This is a genomic window from Acinetobacter calcoaceticus, assembly GCF_016508255.1.
In the GTDB taxonomy this organism is placed as follows: domain Bacteria; phylum Pseudomonadota; class Gammaproteobacteria; order Pseudomonadales; family Moraxellaceae; genus Acinetobacter; species Acinetobacter calcoaceticus_E.
In genome coordinates, this window is the sequence record NZ_JADVKT010000001.1 from 25,682 (window position 1) to 44,183 (window position 18,502).

Below are 18,502 nucleotides of genomic sequence, written 5' to 3' on the forward strand. Positions count from 1 at the left end.
CTATTTTAAACTGTTATAGGGAAGATGAACATGCTGTCTCGTGTGGTACGACAAATTTTACAAGCAACGGTTTATGATGTTGCAATTGAAACGCCTCTCGAAGCAGCTCCACGAATTAGTCAAAAATTAAATAATACAATTCGTTTTAAGCGTGAAGATTTACAGCCTGTTTTTTCTTTTAAATTACGTGGCGCCTATAACCGAATTAGCCAATTACCCAAAGAACAACTCGAACGTGGGGTAATTTGTGCCTCTGCTGGTAACCATGCTCAAGGTGTAGCATTGTCTGGTCAACGCTTAGGAATTCCAGCCATTATTGTTATGCCAAGCACGACTCCTGACATTAAAGTTCAGGCAGTTAAACGCTTAGGCGGCCAAGTCGTGTTACATGGCGATAGCTTTGATATCGCAAATAAATATGCACAACAACGTGCCGAAGTTGAAGGCCTTGTATTTATTCCACCCTATGACGATGAACTTGTCATTGCTGGTCAAGGTACCATTGCCAATGAAATATTACGTCAATGGCGTGATGTCGAATATGTGTTTGTTGCTGTAGGTGGTGGCGGCCTTATTTCAGGCGTAGCAGCTTACCTTGGTGAAGTTGCACCTCATGTAAAAATTATTGGCGTTGAATATGAAGAATCTGCTTGTTTAAAAGCAGCCTTAGAAGCAAATGAGCGCGTAATCTTGCCACATGTGGGCTTGTTTGCAGATGGTACAGCGGTTGCTCAAATTGGTGCTTTACCATTTGATATTATTCGTCTACGCAAGTCTGATAACTCTGGTCCTATTGTTGAACCAGATATTGTGACGGTAAACACAGATGAAATCTGTGCAGCAATTAAAGATACATTTGACGAAAACCGCAGCATTGTTGAACCTTCTGGTGCAATGGCTTTAGCTGGTATTAAAAAGTATATTCACGAACACAAAATCAGCAATAAGAATATGGTGTCGATTGTATGCGGTGCCAACATGAACTTTGATCGCCTACGTTATATTGCTGAACGTACTGAGCTAGGCGAACAGCGTGAAGCTATTTATGCAGTGACACTATCTGAAGAAAAAGGCGCATTCTTAGGTTTCTGTCGTGCTTTACAAGGACGCAACATTACCGAGTTTAACTACCGAGCAAATAATACAGATGAAGCACAAGTATTTGTCGGTATTAGCTTAAAAGGTGGTGATGCAGAGCGTCATGAAATTTTGGAACAATTAAAGCAACAAAATTATGTGGTAGATGACCTGTCTGATGATGAAGTTGCCAAACTACATATTCGTTATTTAATTGGTGGCCATGCAAATTTAGATGATGAAAGATTGTTCCGTGTTGAGTTCCCTGAACGCCCAGGTGCCCTCTTAACCTTCTTAACTCGTTTAGGACCAACCCATAATATTACGTTATTCCATTACCGTAATCATGGTGCGGCAGAAGGACGTGTTTTAGTAGGCTTACAAGCGACAGATGCAAAACAAAATCCTGATGGTTTAATTGAAACTCTTGAACAGATTAGTTATCCGTATGCAGAAATTACGAATAATGTTGGCTATAAGCGTTTCTTGAAATAATTTTCGATTTTGATGAATAGGCCGACGAATTTGTCGGCTTATTTATATCATTATTCTAATATTCCCATCATATTTACATTGCCTCTCTTTATCTCAAAGAAAATATCCTTAAAAATAAACATCTAATCAGGAAACAAGGACCAATATGGCACAGTTTGCAGTCATTGGCTTAGGGAGCTTCGGAGCAACGGTTGCTCAAGAGCTCACAAAATTAAATCATGATGTTATTGGCATTGATACGGTAAAAAAGAATGTTGAAAATCTTGCCGACGTTTTAACTCATGCCGTCATTGCCGATGCGACCGACGAACATGTACTTGATGAACTCAATATTCAAAATTGCGATGCAGTTGTTGTGGCAATTGGTGAAGATATTGAAGCGAGTATTTTGTGTGTACTGAATTTAAAAAATCTTGGTATGGATAAAATTTGGGTAAAAGCAAAAACTAAAGCACATCACACTATTTTGTCGCATCTCAATATCAATAAAATTATTCATCCTGAAGAAGATATGGGGGTACGAGTTGCTCAGGCGCTAAACTATCCAATGGTGAGTCGCTATATGTCTTTAGAAGATGACCACTACATTATAAAAATTGAAATTCCTGAAAAACTTAATGGTATTAACTTATATGGCATTATGCAGCAAGCACCACAGATCAAAACATTGCTGGTAAAAAGACAGCAGCAAATTTTATTTGAAACCGAAGAAAATTTCACCTTGCAAACGCATGATATTCTTATTTTAGAAGGTCATTTACCGCAGTTAAAGAAACTTTCTAATTGCTTCATATAAGAGGCGAAATCTAGAATATGTCTATATATCCCAAACCCCATAAAACATTAAATTTAAGCCCTCCTTCACTCTTGGCACTGGGGTTTCTGGGCTTCATTATTTTTGGCACTTTATTGCTCAAACTGCCATTTGCCAATACAGGTCATGTGAGCTGGATGGATGCACTCTTTACAGCCACATCAGCAGTCACAATTACTGGTTTATCTGTTTTAAATATTCATGAGTCTTTTACCCTGTTCGGGCAAACCATTATTTTGTTGCTGATTCAATCAGGTGGTTTGGGCTTTATGACTTTTGCTATATTGGCTGCATTAAGTTTGTCACCTAAAGTTGGTCTTAAACAACAAATGATGGCACAAGATAGTCTCGGTCAAACAAGCCTATCAAAAGTTACTTTTGTTGCTAAAGGGGTTGTGACCTATACCCTTATTTTTGAGCTTATTGGTACAATTATTCTCACTACTGCTTTTACACCCACTTACGGCTTTGCACGCGGATTGTACTATGCGCTTTTTTATAGTATCTCCTCATTTAACAATGCTGGTTTTTCATTATTTAATAATAGTTTAATGAGTTTTCAAAATAATTATATAATCTGCCTTACAGTGAGTTTACTCTACACAATAGGTGGACTTGGCTTTTTGGTTCTCATGGACATTAAGCAAAATAAAAAATGGAAAAAACTAAGCCCAAACAGCAAACTCATTCTAACTACTATTGCCATTATTAATTTAGTAGCCTTTATCTTAATCTGGGCTATGGAAGCACAAAACCCTCATACACTAGGAATGCTTAACGTAAGTGATCAAGCTTTACATGCTTGGTTTCAAGCGACTGTTCCGCGTTCTTCAGGGTTTAATACCATTGATACAGGTGCAATGACCAATAGCAGCTCTTTGCTTATGATGTTACTGATGTTTATTGGTGGCGGTTCACTAAGTACTGCTGGCGGTATCAAAGTCGGTACTTTTGTTATATTAGTTTTAAGTGTACTTTCCTTTTTAAGACGTACCGATGAAATTAGGATCTTCAATCACTCTGTTTCTCACGAAACGACTTATAAGGCCTTGGCCGTTACCGCGATTACCAGCATTCTCATATTTATTGGGTTCTTTGTTCTTTTAATTTTAGAACCTAAAGCAGACTTTATGAACTTATTATTTGAGGTTGTTTCCGCAGCTTGTACTGTGGGGCTTTCTCGTGGAATCACGCCAGAGTTACATAATGGTAGTTTATTCATTTTAAGTTTACTCATGTTTGCTGGGCGACTTGGCCCATTAACTCTGGCTTATTTAATTGCCACCCCGAAAAAAAGTCGACTCAAGCACCCTCAAGCCAATATTCAAATTGGATAATAAAAAAGCCGCTTTTAAAGCGGCTTTTTCATGGCAATTTAGTACCAGTTCAAGAGTGAAACACCCAAACCTGCATAAGTTGCACGGTGGTTATAATCAATTAAACTTTCACCATAACCATTAAATAACTGGAAGTGTCCACGCAATTTACCGCTAATTGGAAAAGCCCAATCGAATTGGACAGCACCGTGAGAGTTATCACCACCCTTTAAAGAGTGACGTAACATTAAAGAGAAGTCATTCTCTTTCCACTTATAAAAAGCGGTTAAATCGCCACGTCCTATATAATCTTCAATATCAGGGTTGTTATCATCTTTAGCCGCTTCATTAATACGCACCCAAGGACGAAGCATTACAGCAAAATTGCCACGCTCTAGACCCACGTTAAAGATGACACGGTTCCAGCTACGAGATAACGGATCTGAACGACCATTTGATTGATGGTTTAAAGTCACTCCGAGTAAACGACCATCCAAACCAAGCAGCTCGTAGTTCGTTCTAAACATTAAACTTGCTTCAGGCTCATAATTCGTTTCACGGAAAGGACGAGACTCTTCAGCATTGAAGGTTTGCCAACGTGAAGATTGTGTATACCCTAGCCACAAATCGCCATTATTGCCAAAAATATTTTCCCAAGCTTTGGTCTTTAAAGAAATCTGAAATTTACTTTCTGTTGATTTCAGATTTTGATCTTCTGTCACCGTATTATTTGGGTTAGGACTATGTGGAAATTCATTCTTGTCACTGGTCCAGAATACAGGTAGTAAATAGACCGGCTGATAAGCACGAATGTTCCACACACCTAATTTACTTTTTTCAGACAACTCCCAACGTTGATCTAACAAAGAAGTAGTAGGTTCAAGTTTTGGTGCTTTACCAATTATTTTGATATTACTCACTGTATCCACCACCTTTTCTTTAAAGGTTTCAGGTTGAACAGCAGGTGCATCAATTTTTTTAACTGGCTCTGGTACAGCAGCAGCTTGAATAACTGGTAAAGCTGATGGTTTAAATACAGAGTCATAACAAGCCAGACGATCAGCATTCGAAGCAAGAGCAACACATGCATCTACTGTCGCAGGAGTTACAGGTGCCAAGCTATCAGCATATGTCACAGACGCACACGAACAGCTAAGCACGATTCCCATGCTTAGCTGTAAAGATGTGCGTTCAAATTGTCTGAACGCCATGTTCATCTCCAATTTTTATTTTAATTAACTTGTTGAATGGTAAAACCTAATTGCTGCAATTCATCACGTTTTGCAAATGGTGCAACTACAGCTTTTACAGGGTTTTGCTCAACTAAATATTGACGAGCAACGCGTTGTAAATCATCTAATGTTACATTCAACAATCTCTCACGTAAGATACGGCGGAAAGTAGGTGTTCTTGCATGCAACAATGCATAACATGCAGTAATCGCCTCACCCGCTGGTGAGCCTGGTTTATCCATACTTGCAACTAGTCCAAGAATCGCTTCTTCAAGCTGATGAGGCTGTTGCTCCGTATTTAACAACCATTGCACACTTGCTTCAAAGTCTTTAAAAGTTTCTGCTAAACGTGGGTCACGGTAACTATAGAAACGGAATGAACATGCATTTCCATCATAACTTGCTCCGCCGCCATACGCACCGCCTTTCTCACGAATAGCACTGTGTAAGAATCCATTACGTAGATAAGCCGCCAATACCATTAAGGGAGCTGCATCTGGATGCGACACATCCACTGCCTGATAGGCTGAAGCACAGAACTGAACATTTGCCTGAATTAACCATGCTTCATGATTATTATCATTTGCTTGTTCTACGTGAGTTAACTCTGTTGCAGCTGTATCAACGTTTAGTTTATCCCAAACATTTTGGATTTCTTCAACCAAACGTTCAGACTGGTGTTCTTCACATACAAGCAAGAACTGTTTAGGTGCTTGCAATAATTTACGATGAATACGCTTTAATTCTGCAATTAAATCATCATATGCAGCAGGGTCTTGAGTAATCTTAGTAACAAGCTCACCTAACCAGTTTAATGCACCTAAACCAGTGTTTTGATAGTCGCGTTGAGCCAATGCACTCATATTACGTGATGCGATTTGCATTGCGTAACTATGGCCCGCTCCAGATAATCGAGATTGCCAGCGTGTTTTACGTTGTTGCAATAACTCAATAATTCGCTCTTTTTCATCAAATCGAAGCTGTTCAAATGCTAATTTTAATAAATGAATTGCATCAAACTTCTGAGTCAATGATTTAGTCGTTAAAGTTAACCAAGCACTAATTTTATCTTTGTCGTCAACTTTACTACGTAATGAAGCGCCCATTCCTAAGCCACCACTTACAGCCGTTTGTAAGTTTTGTAGTTCAAGATAATCATATTCACCGGCACCCACTTCGCCCATCAAGATAGAAAGCAAATTGAAGTAAGGTGACCTTACAATATCTTCAGGAATTTGAATAAGGACTTGTTGATAGTAAATACCGTTCGTACCAGCATGATACAAATTCAACGGCGTATCCATGCGATTGCAAAGAATTTCGCGCAATTGCCCCTGCACAATATGCAAGTCAGCAGGTACATCTTCCAAGCCTACTTTTGGTAATAGTTCAAGGTTGTCTGGAGTATCCTGACGTTCCTCTAGAGCCTTTGTATTAGCGATAATTTCAGCCTTATCAGCGTCTGTTAATTTTTCACCAATAGCAGCTAAACGTGCTTTTTCTGCCTCTTGCTCTTTTACAGACTTGGTCGGGTCTGGAATTAGGGTCATCTGCACGCGATGTGGGTTGTCTAGTAAATGTGTTTGAATCAGATTTGATAACCACATTGGGTCTTTCAATTCTTCTTTAACTTGTGCAATTGCGCTGTCAACATCCCAAATTTGAATTGGGTCATTATGGTGAATCGCACCGCTTAAGCCATTTAAAATGAGGCTTAAGCCATATGGTGTACCATCACCATTAATTTCACGCTGATGCAACTCGATCTGGTGCAAAATTGCATCGACTAAATTACTATCAATTGGTTTTGCAGCCACATCCCGTAGAATATTTAAAACACCCTCTCTAAAGCTTTGTGCATGTTCTGGGTTTGAACCTTGAACACCACAGTAGAAAGTCATTTCAAAATTACTGTCGTCTACGCCCATTAATGGACCTGTTGATTGAGCATAACCACAAGTCTCTAGGTAATGACGCAGTGGCGAAGCTGAATTTTCTAACAAAATCCCTTCAACCAAACGCATTCCCAATCGCAATTTCACATCATTTGCTTCTGGTAATAACCAAGATAAGACATGATAAGTTTTATCTTTTAAATCATCACTATCAACGCCATAGTTTTCTGTTACTTCAATTGGCGCAGCTAAACGTTTTTCATGCTTAGAATATAAAGTTGTACCCGCAGAAAACTTATGTAGCGCTAGTTTTTCAAATTGCTCTTGCAACTCGTAGGCTGTTTGATTCCCAAAGGTCATAAATACAGCATTACTTGGATGGTAATGGACTTTATAAAAATCGACTAACTGCTCATACGTTAAATCAGGAATATCTTTCGGGTCGCCGCCTGAGTTGTAATGATAGGTCGTTTCAGGAAATAAATGATGAGCCAACTGATGATAAAGTTGGTCGGATGGCGCACTCATGGCACCTTTCATTTCATTAAAGACCACACCTTTATAAACAGGTTGTCCATTTTCAAGTTCAATGCGAATACCTTCTTGAGCAAAATCAAGTGGATTCAAGTTGGCAGCAAATGCCGCATCAAGATAAACAGAAAGTAAGTTTTGGAAATCTTTTTTATTTTGAGTAGCAAATGGATATGCTGTCCAATCTGCTGCTGTAAATGCGTTCATAAAAGTATTTAAAGAACGACGAATCATTAAAAAGAATGGATCACGTACCGGAAACTTTTCAGATCCGCACAAAGCTGTATGTTCTAAAATATGTGCAGTGCCTTTAGAGTCCATAGGCTGTGTTCTAAAAGCAACAAGAAATACATTTTCATCATAATCAGTTGCCAAGTGATAATGCACCGCACCTGTGACTTTATGTTTATATTCAGACACTAAAATATCTAATGCTTCTACATGGTGCTGACGTAGCAACTGAAACGCAGGGTGAACAGTTTGAGAAATGGTTTCAGTGACATCTACAGTCATGTGATCTCCTAACATATCGGATAAGTGAATAGGTCTCATTATAGCCTGAGTCAGCTTGAGATTGGCGAACAAAAGCCAAGTAAAATACTACGTTTTTGTTGAGTATTAGTTTTCATTGGCACGGCTTTGATATCAAGCACATAGCCATGAATGTTTTATCCTACCAGAACAAAAGCTTTTAATTCTATTTATATATTACCCAATAAATAAAAAAGCCCATCAAGTTGATGAGCTTTTATAAAAATTTCTTAGTTAAAAACGATAACGAAGTGCAATTTGAGCATTTAATGGATCACCCATCATGTTTGAATCATTAGCTCCACTATGTCCTGAAACAAAGTAATCGCGATCAAATAGGTTATTTAAGTTCAAATTCACATCATAACGCTCACTTTGATAACCTAACGCTGCATTTACAACAGCATAACCTGGTAAAACATTTTTGTTATCTGGCGCACTAAAACGTGATGATTCCCCACGACCACCTACAGCCGCATACCAATGATCATTAATTTGATATTTTAACCACAGGTTAGCAGTGTTGTTTGGCGTAAGCGCGGAGTGATTACCCGTAAACCCAAGAGTCGACTTTTCAATCTTACCATCCATATAAGAATAGCCTGCCAATACGGATAATTGATCGGTTAATTGACCAGTTAACGAAAGCTCAACACCTTTGGTCTTTTGCTCACCTGCCAATAGTGCTTGATTTGGATTAGCTGGATCTTGGTTTTGAATATTTGTTTGGCTCATTTCAAATAAAGCCAAGGTTACATTCAATTGATCATTTACATCCCACTTCGCACCGACTTCAATATTTTCAGTTTTAGTAGGCTTTAAATCATCACTGTTTTTATAAAAAACAAATGCATCAGCCAAAGGTTGGAAAGATCGGTTATAAGAAGTATAAAGTGAAATATTACTTACTGGCTGATAAACCACCCCAATTCGTGGAGAATAAGTATTATCAGTGCGGCTTAAATCTAAATTATTACTTGTTTTATCATTACGATCTTGCGATAAATTATCATAACGTAAACCAACTAAGACTTTAAGCTGGTCTGTCAATGTCATTAAATCTTGCAAATAAATGCCATAATTTTCAAAGGTATTAGTATTGTTAGTCCCAGCAGCTACACTTGTATCTAATGGTGCCCAATTTTCGAGTTCTGGATTAAATATATTCGTAATTTGACGGAATTTACTCCAGACAAGTTCATCTTTATGTTGTTTGCTATATTCAGCACCAATTAAGATGTTGTGCTTTAAGAAACCTGTATTAAATAAAGCGCTCAACTCTTGCTGAACATACACTCCATCTTCATTACGTATTCGTTTACTTTGACTTAATTGAATTTGGTCAGCTGGTAATTTATTTTTTTTAGGATCTTGATGAGAAACCACACTATATTTACGGTCTAATGAGTAGTTATAGTGGCGCACTGCCCCGTGATATTTGAGTTTATCATTAAATTCATGATCCAAACTTATGGTTTGGCTTGAGATTTCAGTATCAACATCCCCCACTTCTTTACCGTTTAATGCACCATAAAAAGTTTTAGGATTGGTTTTAACTGGTTTACCGGTCATTGGATCGGTCGGAAAACCTTGGTCTCCCAAACGGTCATCATGCAAATAGTCAGCCTGAATTAACAGTTTAGTTTTATCAGTAATGTCCCACTGTACAGATGGAGCAACCGCTTGGCGTTTTAAAAAAGACTGATCACGATAACCATCTGAATCTTCAACTGCACCTGTTAAACGAACCTTAACATTCTCTGCTACTTTTTCATTCACATCGACTTCTGCACGACGTTGCCCTGTTGTACCACCAATAAGGCTCACTTCACGCAAAGACTCATCCATTGGTTTTTTATTAATTTTATTAACTAATCCACCCGCAGAACCACGCCCATATAATACAGAAGCAGGCCCTTTTAATACTTCAATACGCTCAACATTCGACATATCGCGAAAATACAATGCATCATCACGAATACCATCTACATAGTTATCTGTTATAGCAGAAAAACCACGAATCATGACCTGATCACGTTGCCCATCACCCACACTAAAGCTCAGACCAGCAACGTTTTGCAAGGCACCTTGCATAGAAGTCACAGTCTGCTCTCTTAAAACTTGTTTAGGCACCACATTTACGATTTGAGGAACATCTTTTAATTGCATAAGTCCTTTAGTTGCAGTTGATGCTTCTCCCACTTCTTGTTTTAAGCTTTTTTCCTTCTCAGCTTTTACTGAAATTGTTGGAAGGTTCGTTACAGCCTGTTGCTCTGCCTCTACGGCATATACATGGCTTGTCATAACCCCAACTGATGAAATAAATAAAATAGAACGCTTCATGTAAGTTCGCTACGAAAAATTTCATGCGAATTTTCAATGAAATACACTGTATTTGTAAATATTAGCAAGAATCATTATTAATTGATAATATTTATTAAAATTATGAGTTCCATGGCCTTGTTAAATCAGACTTGAGTTAACAGAATCATTTTATTTTTTATCAAAATTACTTTGGAATCTAGCTATTTCAAGGTATCCCATTTTTTATACAAAGTATCGGCTCCACTCAATAACCACCTTTCAGTTTCCAAACGTCGATAAAGGGGCTACACATAAGCATCCAAATCAAACAACAATATTTTCTAACTATTCTTGAATTAACTGAATTTTATTCAACAAACTACAGCAAATCCAAGCAATGGTGTAAACTTGGCTACCTGATTTTTTATTTTGTGACAACACATATGGCAACTGTAGATCTTTTTGCAATTGGTAATGCATTAATCGACCAAGAATTTAAAGTGTCTGATGATTTTCTTAGTCAACAAGGCTTGCAAAAAGGCACAATGCAGTTGTCCGATGGTGACACGCAATCTGCTCTTTATTCTGAGTTAAAACAGCACCAAGACTATAAAGGTCAAGCAAGTGGCGGTTCTGCGGCAAATACGACTGTGGCTTTTAGTGCACTAGGCGGAAGCGCTTTTTACGGTTGCCGCGTTGGTCATGATGACTTAGGGGAAATTTACCTACAAGGTCTAAATGAAGCTGGCATTCAAACCACACCAAAATCGATTAGTGAAGGTGTAACTGGTACCTGCATGGTACTCATTAGCCCGGACTCTGAACGCACCATGCATACCTATTTGGGTATTACTGCTGAATTGTCTCAAGATCAAATCGACTTTGAATCACTAAAAACAGCAAAATGGCTCTATATTGAAGGTTATCTTTCTACAAGTGAAACGGCTCGTAAAGCTGTGAAACAAGCAAGAGAAATTGCAAAAGCAAATGGCGTTAAAATTGCATTATCTCTTTCCGATCCTGCTATGGTGCAATACGCTCGTGAAGGATTGGAAGAGCTCATGGATGATGGCGTAGACTTACTGTTTTGTAATGAGCAAGAAGCTTTAATGTATACAAATACAACATCTGTAGAAGATGCTCTTGCTCAATTACGTTTTAAAAATCATACCGTAGTCATTACACAAAGTGCCAAAGGTGCATTGGTTTCTAACCCAACTCAGCATTTCCATGTTGCTGGACGTCATGTAGAAGCTGTAGATACAAATGGTGCAGGCGATGCTTTTGCAGGCGCATTCCTTTATGCCCTAAATTATCATCAAGATTTGAATGCCGCGGCGCAGTTAGCTATCTTAATTTCGAGTGAAGTAGTTTCTCAATTTGGCCCACGTTTAGCTGTAAATGATTATGCTAAACTTCTTGAAAATTTTCAGAAGGAATGTGCTTAAAATGGAAAGGATCTGTATGACGGAAGAAGTTCCTGAGCGTGAAGCTAGGGCTTTTGACACTTTACAAGGAACTACTATTTTTGTTACGCAACGTGACGGCGCATTCTATGCTTATCAGAATTTATGCCCTCACCTACAAACTGAGCTTGAGTATTTAGAAAATCAATTTCTTGACCAAGATCAAGAATACATTCAATGCTCTACCCATGGTGCTTTATTTACTGTGGAAACAGGCGAATGTATTTCAGGTCCATGTTTAGGTGATTTTTTAAATAAAGTTGAGCTTAAAGTACATTCAGATGGCGGTATCTATATCGTAGACTGAAACTATTAACATTAGAGTTTCTGCCATGGCTGATTTCTTTTTCAATTACTATCTTATGCCATTTCACTTAAGTGTAGTGGCTTTGATATTGCTCAGCGTGGTAGAAACCATTGGTATGTATATTGGACTGCGTCCAAGTCAGTTACTTAAAAAAATTGCACCAGATTGGCTGTCTAATTCACCGCTACTCAATGTTAAATTTTCCAAAGCTCTAATTTTCGTTTTTTTACTCATCAATTTCAGTTATGCAGGCTACTTTTTACAACTCTCTTTCTTCGCAATACAACATTATTTTATTTCACCATTTTATTTAATAGTTCCAGCCCTCGTGATCGCAATCTTTTTTACTGTGTTCATGATTCACTGCCTTGACCAAGTGATTAAGCCAAAGCTTACACATACAAACTATAATCTTTTAGGGCGCTTAGCGACCATTTCCAGTGGTAATGCCAGACCTGGCTTTTCTGCTCAAGCACGCGTACGTGATGAATTTGGGCAACTTCACTACGTTCAAGTAGAACCAGAATATGGTGAACTCGAATTATATTCTCAAGTCATTCTTGTCAGAGTGCATAAAAGCCATTATGTTGCCAAAAAAATCTCTGTATCGAACGACCTTTTCGCACCCGATTAATTCTTAATAATTTTATAGTCTATTATTTATTGCCTTTAATAGGGGTTTCTACATGCCTATTATTTTATTTTCAATTAATTATTATTCCGACTATTTTAGTTAGAAATAAAATTATAAATTATTATATACAATCATTTTAGTTGGTATTAAATTAAAACAAACCATTTTAATCAACTTAATATTCATTATTTACAAGTGTTTTAGTAGGGATTAACAATCAATTCAAACCATTTTAGTAAAGTATTTATTTTAAAATAATAAGCATTTGTTTTTTATAAACTAATTATTTAAATATTCATTTAAAATATATTTATTGTTTATTTTTATTATATTTTGATTAATAATAAAATTAATATCAAATGAGGTTTGATTTATGAGCCTTAATTTTCAAAATCTTAATAGTCGCTTAATTAAAGAAATCACTATTATTCTAATAATAAAAATAGTGCTTCTTTTAACGATTAAACATATTTGGTTTGATGCTCCCACCATCCCCAAAAATTTCGACAATCAGGTCGCCGAGCATATTGCTGGCGATAACATTTCCCACATTAAGGAGACACGTTGATGATTTCTGAAAGCGTGGTTGATCTTTCGCGGTTTCAATTTGCAATGACCGCAATGTATCACTTTCTTTTCGTCCCTTTAACTTTAGGTTTGGCATTTATCCTTGCCATCATGGAAACGACCTATGTCATTTCTGGTAAAGAAATTTACAAGGATATGACTAAATTTTGGGGAAAATTATTTGGTATTAACTTTGCTTTAGGGGTAACGACCGGTTTAACCATGGAGTTCCAGTTCGGAACAAACTGGGCTTATTACTCACATTATGTTGGTGATATCTTTGGCGCTCCTCTAGCCATTGAAGGTTTAATGGCCTTCTTCCTCGAGTCGACATTCATTGGTCTATTTTTCTTTGGATGGGACCGTTTAAGTAAAGTACAACATTTAGGTGTGACTTGGTTGGTGGCTCTAGGTTCTAACATGTCAGCGCTCTGGATTTTAGTGGCGAATGGTTGGATGCAAAACCCTGTTGGAGCAGCATTCAACTTTGAAACTATGCGTATGGAGTTAGTTGATTTTGGCGCTCTTATCTTTAACCCTGTGGCTCAAGTTAAGTTTGTACATACGGTATCTGCGGGATATGTAACTGGTGCAATTTTTGTACTTGCTATCTCAAGCTATTATCTACTTAAAAAACGTGATCTTCCTTTTGCACGTCGTTCTTTTGCTATCGCTGCTATTTTCGGTCTTGCATCTACACTATCAGTGATTTTACTCGGTGATGAATCTGGTTATGAGTTAGGTGATGTCCAAAAAACTAAATTAGCAGCCATTGAAGCTGAATGGGATACTCATCCTGCCCCCGCTCCCTTTACATTATTTGGTGTGCCAAATCATGAAAAGATGCGAACAGATTATGCAGTGAAAATTCCGTATGCATTAGGTTTAATCGCAACTCGTTCAACGACCAAAGAAGTTACTGGCCTTAAAGATCTCATGCAACAGCACGACGTTCGTATTCGTAACGGTATGTTGGCTTACGCTGAGCTTGAAAAACTTCGTGCAGGCGATCGCTCACCCGAGTTATTGGCTTCATTTGAAAAAAATCAAAAAGATTTAGGTTACGGCCTACTTCTTAAGAAATATGCGCCAAATGTAGTTGATGCAAGTGAACAGCATATTCAAGCAGCCGTAAAAGATACCATTCCTAATGTAACCGCACTCTTCTTTTCATTCCGTGCAATGGTAGCTTCAGGTTTCTTAATGTTGCTTTTGTTCATTTTAGCAACTTGGGCAGTAGCAAAAAGAAATGCAGAGAATAAACCTTGGTTACTTAAATATGCCTTGTTTGCATTACCACTTCCGTGGATTGCAGCTCAAACAGGCTGGTATGTTGCAGAAGGTGGTCGCCAACCGTGGTCTATTGGTGAAATATTACCAACACATCTATCTACTTCCAGCTTAAGTACTGGTGACGTATGGGGCTCTATAATTGCTTTAGCTGCCTTCTATACAGTCCTTTTAATTATTGAAATGTATTTAATGATTAAATTCGCTCGCTTAGGGCCAAGCTCCCTCCATACTGGTAAATACCATTTTGAAAAGCAAGAACCAAAAGCAGCTGTTAATGGGGAGGTTCTATCATGATTGAATACGAACTCTTAAAAATCATCTGGTGGGTATTAGTTGGTGTACTGCTTATCGGCTTTGCTCTTACTGATGGCTTCGATATGGGCTCGATGGCACTCATGCCTTTTGTGGGTAAAACTGACAATGAACGCCGTGCTGCAATCAATACGATTGCACCGCACTGGGATGGCAATCAAGTATGGTTTATTACCGCTGGTGGTGCATTATTTGCCGCATGGCCAATGGTATATGCTGTAGCGTTCTCTGGGATGTATTGGGCACTGCTGTTGGTTTTATTTGCACTTTTCCTGCGACCAGTTGGCTTTGACTATCGTTCAAAACTTGAAAACACCAAATGGCGTAATTCTTGGGACTGGGGTCTATGCATTGGAGGGGCCGTGCCAGCCTTGGTATTCGGTGTAGCCTTCGGTAATTTGTTTCTAGGCTTACCTTTTGGTTTAGATAACACATTACGTTCTGAATATACGGGTAGTTTTTTTGCTCTTCTCAACCCGTTTGCTTTAGTTTGTGGTGTTGTCAGTCTATCGATGCTTTGTGCACATGGTGGTGCATGGTTAATGTTACGTACAGACAGCACTTTAAAGCAGCGCTCTGCCAAAGCAACCCAAATCATGGCAATTATATTTTTGATTTGTTTCCTTGTTGTTGGGGCATGGCTCTATTTTGGTCAAGTGCCCGGCTATAGCTATGCGGTTGCTATTGATCCAAATGCTGCGCTCAACCCATTAGCTAAAGAAGTGGTTACAAATAATAATCCAGGCTGGATGAACAATTACAGTACTTACCCAATTACTAAAGTTGCCCCAATTCTTGCAATATTAGGTGCAATCATTTCAGTTTTCGCGTCTTCAAAAGCAAAAGCAGGTTTAAGTTTCACTGGCACAAGTTTAATGATTGTAGGGGCAATTTTAACCGCAGGTTTTGCACTGTTTCCATTCTTGCTTCCATCTAGTATTAATCCTAATTCTAGCTTGACGATGTGGGATGCTGTGTCAAGCCATCTTACTTTAGGTGTTATGACTGTAGCTGCTGGCATTTTTGTACCACTCATTTTGATCTATACCAGTTGGTCTTATTACAAAATGTGGGGAGTCATTACCAACAAACACATCGAGTCAAACTCGCATAGCTTGTATTAAGGAGAAGCAAATGTGGTATTTCGCATGGATCCTTGGCATTTTGATGGCATGTTTTGCAGGTGTACTCAGTGCGCTGTATATCGAACATCATCAAAATCTAGATGAGGAATAAATCATGGCAAATGCAATGACAGCATCAAATTATCGAAAAGCTCAAGCATTCGCAATGGCCCTTTCTTTTCTGTTGGCATTGCCTCTTGCTGCAATCTTATTGGTGTACCCTTCGCTTATGCTAGATGCAAATGGACACTACAATCATAGCCAGCTTATGCTGGTGATGATTGGTATTTCTGGTGGCTTTATTTATGGCGTCGGATTTGTACCAAAATTCTGGTTATGGAAGTGGTTATTTAGTCCATGGGTAGCATGGCCTCTCATGTTTTTAGGCTACTACATCTGGCTTTTAACCTAAATAAAAAGACCTCAAATGAGGTCTTTTTTCATTTCAATCAACTTAATAGGTACAATTGGCACCCCTACATCTGCTTCAAGTGGATATGGCAGTTCATTACCAGTTTTCACATATCCACGGCGCTCATAATAAGCAATCAACTCTGAACGTACATCTAGCACATACATTACGGCATTAAGCAGATGAGGAACTTTTCTCAATGCATATTGCTCCGCATATTCCAAAACAGAGCGACCAACTCTCATATTCTGAACATGAGGATCTGTACAAAATGTTCCAATCTCAATCTGATTATTTTCAAATGTGAGCCCAATACATGCAACAATTTTAGAAGGGTGAATTTCCCCTACCAATAATGTCGAATTCGCACATTGTAGTTGTTCTTTTAATTGAAGCTCTGTAATACGTTGCCCTTTTACAAACTCAAGCTCAGTTGTCCAACTTCTGCCTTGTTGTTCGCGATAAGACTTATTAATCAAATCTACGAGTTGTGGAATATCAGAAAATTGGGCTAAACGGAAAAATAAATTACTCATAAAATATACTTAGGCTATTTATAAAAAATCTAAAAATAAAGCCGATATTAAATCGGCTTTATTTTAAATAGCAATTGATTAATTTGATTGTCCAGCTAACCATGCCATAAATTTTTGACGTTCAGCTTTAGAAGCTTTCTGCCAAGTTTCCACCAACCGTTGATCATTTGTTTGTGCTACACCCGTTACTGGCATAGACGTCGGAGCTGGTACAGCAACTGTAGATGCGGGTTTAGCAGAAGCATAAACTGCATCAGGCTGTGACTTAGATGATTTAGTCGTGAAATCCGCTACTTTACCCAGCAAACCAGTTGCAAACCATGGTTTTGCTTCATTGTTTGCACCAGTTTGTTTTACAATTAATTCATTATTTGCACTGTACAAAGCAACTGTTGGTTGTTCAGCATATTTTTTCGCATTTTCATAATCTTTAGGCACATCTACCATCGAAAGCTTATAAGTTTTCCCATCTTGTAATGTAGGTGTTTGAATCGTAACCACACCAGATTTAACAATGTCATGCTCACCATTTAAATGTTCAAAATATTCTTGGTAGCGCACACTTAAGCTAGTTTCACCCGCATCGACTTTATAATTATTTTTAGATGAACGAAATAACCCAGAATTGACTTCTTGACCATTCACAGCAAGGATTACAATTTCCTCTGGCGCTGTAATTGTAACTGCTGAAAATACTGAACCGCTGAGTAATAAACCAATTGCAGCAACACTTAATCTTAAAGTCATCTGTCTCTTTCTCTATATTTGATAAGCTATGAAACCATGAGCAATATGCAATATGATTGTGACTATTTTATGACAGTGCAGTGATCCGCTAATTCTCTAATTTATTATTTTTAAATATATTATTGAATTTAATCAGTATCTGTTTTATTTAGTCCTTTCATTAATTCTCAAAACATAAAAAAAGAGTACCTCAATAGGTACTCTTTTTTAATTTCAATTAATTGAAAGTTTTGAAACGATCAGCATCATTAATGAATGCTTTTTCGCCTGCTGGAGCTTCAACTGAACCAAATACTAATTGAGCACGTAATTTCCAGTTTGCTGGTACATCAAATGCTTGTGCAGCATCAGCATCAACAATTGGGTTATAGTGCTGTAAAGAAGCGCCTAAGCCTAGTTCTGAAAGTGCTGTCCAAGTCGCAAACTGAGCAATTGCAGTTGAATGCTCAGACCAAACTGGGAAGTTATCTGCATATAATTCAAATTGCTCTTGCAAGCTTTTAATAACAGCTTGATCTTCATAAAATAATACAGTACCGACACCTGCAATAAAGCTGTCAATTTTTGCATTTGTACCCGCAAAAGAATCTGCAGGAACAATTTTACGTAATGCTTCACGAACTAAATTCCAAAATTTAGCATGTGATTCACCATAAAGGGTTACTACACGTGAAGATTGTGAGTTGAATGATGATGGACTATGTTTAACCGCCTCACGAATTGTTTCTTCAATTTTAGTGCGATCTAATGCAACATTTTTACCAATTGCATAAATAGTACGACGGTTTTTAATTTTATCTAAGAAAGTAGACATTTTGTTATTTCCTACCTATTTGATTGACCATGGGCCGTTGTTTGGGAATGAATACAGTGTATTAAAGTCATTTTTCATAATCAGCATTAAAAATA

At 37.9% G+C, this 18,502-nt stretch carries 17 protein-coding genes; 11 read left to right on the forward strand and 6 right to left on the reverse strand.

Features of this window, described 5'->3' with window-relative positions:
* Window positions 1-24 precede the first annotated feature (24 nt).
* The 3 genes from ilvA to I5515_RS00140 all read left to right on the forward strand — a co-directional run bounded on the left by ilvA (window position 25) and on the right by I5515_RS00140 (window position 3,723).
* Window positions 25-1,572, forward strand: coding sequence for a threonine ammonia-lyase, biosynthetic (ilvA, locus tag I5515_RS00130; protein WP_199964195.1), 1,548 nt, complete (start codon window positions 25-27; stop codon window positions 1,570-1,572).
* 145 nt (window positions 1,573-1,717) lie between these two features.
* Entirely contained in the window at window positions 1,718-2,368 is a 651-nt protein-coding gene (locus I5515_RS00135) for a potassium channel family protein (protein ID WP_199964196.1), read from the forward strand.
* A gap of 17 nt (window positions 2,369-2,385) precedes the next feature.
* Window positions 2,386-3,723, forward strand: a complete 1,338-nt coding sequence (locus tag I5515_RS00140; RefSeq protein WP_199964197.1) for a TrkH family potassium uptake protein — start codon at window positions 2,386-2,388, stop codon at window positions 3,721-3,723.
* 38 nt (window positions 3,724-3,761) lie between these two features.
* Here the strand turns inward: I5515_RS00140 and I5515_RS00145 are convergent, their stop codons facing one another.
* The 3 genes from I5515_RS00145 to I5515_RS00155 form a co-directional block, all read right to left on the reverse strand.
* Window positions 3,762-4,913: a phospholipase A gene (locus tag I5515_RS00145; protein ID WP_199964198.1), complete on the reverse strand. Its 1,152-nt coding sequence runs from the start codon at window positions 4,911-4,913 to the stop codon at window positions 3,762-3,764.
* A gap of 20 nt (window positions 4,914-4,933) precedes the next feature.
* A complete protein-coding gene (locus I5515_RS00150) occupies window positions 4,934-7,873 on the reverse strand; it encodes an insulinase family protein (protein WP_199964199.1) in 2,940 nt (979 codons plus the stop codon).
* A gap of 252 nt (window positions 7,874-8,125) precedes the next feature.
* A complete protein-coding gene (locus tag I5515_RS00155) occupies window positions 8,126-10,234 on the reverse strand; it encodes a TonB-dependent receptor (RefSeq protein ID WP_199964200.1) in 2,109 nt (702 codons plus the stop codon).
* A 404-nt stretch (window positions 10,235-10,638) separates the two neighbouring features.
* On the opposite strand from I5515_RS00155, the gene I5515_RS00160 reads away from it, so the two are divergent.
* The 8 genes from I5515_RS00160 to I5515_RS00195 all read left to right on the forward strand — a co-directional run bounded on the left by I5515_RS00160 (window position 10,639) and on the right by I5515_RS00195 (window position 16,310).
* Window positions 10,639-11,643, forward strand: a complete 1,005-nt coding sequence (locus I5515_RS00160) for an adenosine kinase (RefSeq protein WP_199964201.1) — start codon at window positions 10,639-10,641, stop codon at window positions 11,641-11,643.
* 16 nt (window positions 11,644-11,659) lie between these two features.
* Window positions 11,660-11,968, forward strand: coding sequence for a Rieske (2Fe-2S) protein (locus I5515_RS00165; protein WP_003652095.1), 309 nt, complete (start codon window positions 11,660-11,662; stop codon window positions 11,966-11,968).
* 25 nt (window positions 11,969-11,993) lie between these two features.
* A complete protein-coding gene (locus I5515_RS00170) occupies window positions 11,994-12,602 on the forward strand; it encodes an OB-fold-containig protein (protein ID WP_005306154.1) in 609 nt (202 codons plus the stop codon).
* Between the two features lie 373 nt (window positions 12,603-12,975).
* Complete coding sequence (gene cydP, locus I5515_RS00175) at window positions 12,976-13,170, forward strand: cytochrome oxidase putative small subunit CydP (protein ID WP_199964202.1); 195 nt, start codon at window positions 12,976-12,978, stop codon at window positions 13,168-13,170.
* Complete coding sequence (locus tag I5515_RS00180) at window positions 13,170-14,756, forward strand: cytochrome ubiquinol oxidase subunit I (RefSeq protein ID WP_199964203.1); 1,587 nt, start codon at window positions 13,170-13,172, stop codon at window positions 14,754-14,756. Before cydP ends, I5515_RS00180 begins: the two co-directional genes overlap by 1 nt.
* Window positions 14,753-15,898, forward strand: coding sequence for a cytochrome d ubiquinol oxidase subunit II (cydB, locus tag I5515_RS00185; RefSeq protein ID WP_199964204.1), 1,146 nt, complete (start codon window positions 14,753-14,755; stop codon window positions 15,896-15,898). Before I5515_RS00180 ends, cydB begins: the two co-directional genes overlap by 4 nt.
* A 10-nt stretch (window positions 15,899-15,908) precedes the next feature.
* Window positions 15,909-16,010, forward strand: a complete 102-nt coding sequence (gene cydX, locus I5515_RS00190) for a cytochrome bd-I oxidase subunit CydX (RefSeq protein ID WP_000270276.1) — start codon at window positions 15,909-15,911, stop codon at window positions 16,008-16,010.
* Complete coding sequence (locus I5515_RS00195; protein WP_199964845.1) at window positions 16,011-16,310, forward strand: cyd operon YbgE family protein; 300 nt, start codon at window positions 16,011-16,013, stop codon at window positions 16,308-16,310. It abuts the gene before it with no gap.
* Window positions 16,311-16,321: 11 nt separating this feature from the next.
* Here I5515_RS00195 and I5515_RS00200 read toward each other — a convergent pair whose 3' ends face one another.
* The 3 genes from I5515_RS00200 to I5515_RS00210 all read right to left on the reverse strand — a co-directional run bounded on the left by I5515_RS00200 (window position 16,322) and on the right by I5515_RS00210 (window position 18,407).
* Entirely contained in the window at window positions 16,322-16,846 is a 525-nt protein-coding gene (locus I5515_RS00200) for a GNAT family N-acetyltransferase (protein WP_199964205.1), read from the reverse strand.
* Window positions 16,847-16,924: 78 nt separating this feature from the next.
* The gene (locus I5515_RS00205) at window positions 16,925-17,593 is read right to left on the reverse strand and encodes a DUF2057 domain-containing protein (protein ID WP_199964206.1); all 669 of its coding nucleotides are present in this window, start codon (window positions 17,591-17,593) and stop codon (window positions 16,925-16,927) included.
* Between the two features lie 217 nt (window positions 17,594-17,810).
* A complete protein-coding gene (locus tag I5515_RS00210) occupies window positions 17,811-18,407 on the reverse strand; it encodes a nitroreductase family protein (RefSeq protein ID WP_199964207.1) in 597 nt (198 codons plus the stop codon).
* Window positions 18,408-18,502: the final 95 nt, after the last annotated feature.

Bases quoted from the DNA above. Each gene is read 5' to 3' on its own strand.
- ilvA (WP_199964195.1), top strand. From the start codon at position 25: ATGAACATGCTGTCTCGTGTGGTACGACAAATTTTACAAGCAACGGTT.
- I5515_RS00135 (WP_199964196.1), top strand. From the start codon at position 1,718: ATGGCACAGTTTGCAGTCATTGGCTTAGGGAGCTTCGGAGCAACGGTT.
- I5515_RS00140 (WP_199964197.1), top strand. From the start codon at position 2,386: ATGTCTATATATCCCAAACCCCATAAAACATTAAATTTAAGCCCTCCT.
- I5515_RS00145 (WP_199964198.1), bottom strand. From the start codon at position 4,913: ATGGCGTTCAGACAATTTGAACGCACATCTTTACAGCTAAGCATGGGA.
- I5515_RS00150 (WP_199964199.1), bottom strand. From the start codon at position 7,873: ATGACTGTAGATGTCACTGAAACCATTTCTCAAACTGTTCACCCTGCG.
- I5515_RS00155 (WP_199964200.1), bottom strand. From the start codon at position 10,234: ATGAAGCGTTCTATTTTATTTATTTCATCAGTTGGGGTTATGACAAGC.
- I5515_RS00160 (WP_199964201.1), top strand. From the start codon at position 10,639: ATGGCAACTGTAGATCTTTTTGCAATTGGTAATGCATTAATCGACCAA.
- I5515_RS00165 (WP_003652095.1), top strand. From the start codon at position 11,660: ATGACGGAAGAAGTTCCTGAGCGTGAAGCTAGGGCTTTTGACACTTTA.
- I5515_RS00170 (WP_005306154.1), top strand. From the start codon at position 11,994: ATGGCTGATTTCTTTTTCAATTACTATCTTATGCCATTTCACTTAAGT.
- cydP (WP_199964202.1), top strand. From the start codon at position 12,976: ATGAGCCTTAATTTTCAAAATCTTAATAGTCGCTTAATTAAAGAAATC.
- I5515_RS00180 (WP_199964203.1), top strand. From the start codon at position 13,170: ATGATTTCTGAAAGCGTGGTTGATCTTTCGCGGTTTCAATTTGCAATG.
- cydB (WP_199964204.1), top strand. From the start codon at position 14,753: ATGATTGAATACGAACTCTTAAAAATCATCTGGTGGGTATTAGTTGGT.
- cydX (WP_000270276.1), top strand. From the start codon at position 15,909: ATGTGGTATTTCGCATGGATCCTTGGCATTTTGATGGCATGTTTTGCA.
- I5515_RS00200 (WP_199964205.1), bottom strand. From the start codon at position 16,846: ATGAGTAATTTATTTTTCCGTTTAGCCCAATTTTCTGATATTCCACAA.
- I5515_RS00205 (WP_199964206.1), bottom strand. From the start codon at position 17,593: ATGACTTTAAGATTAAGTGTTGCTGCAATTGGTTTATTACTCAGCGGT.
- I5515_RS00210 (WP_199964207.1), bottom strand. From the start codon at position 18,407: ATGTCTACTTTCTTAGATAAAATTAAAAACCGTCGTACTATTTATGCA.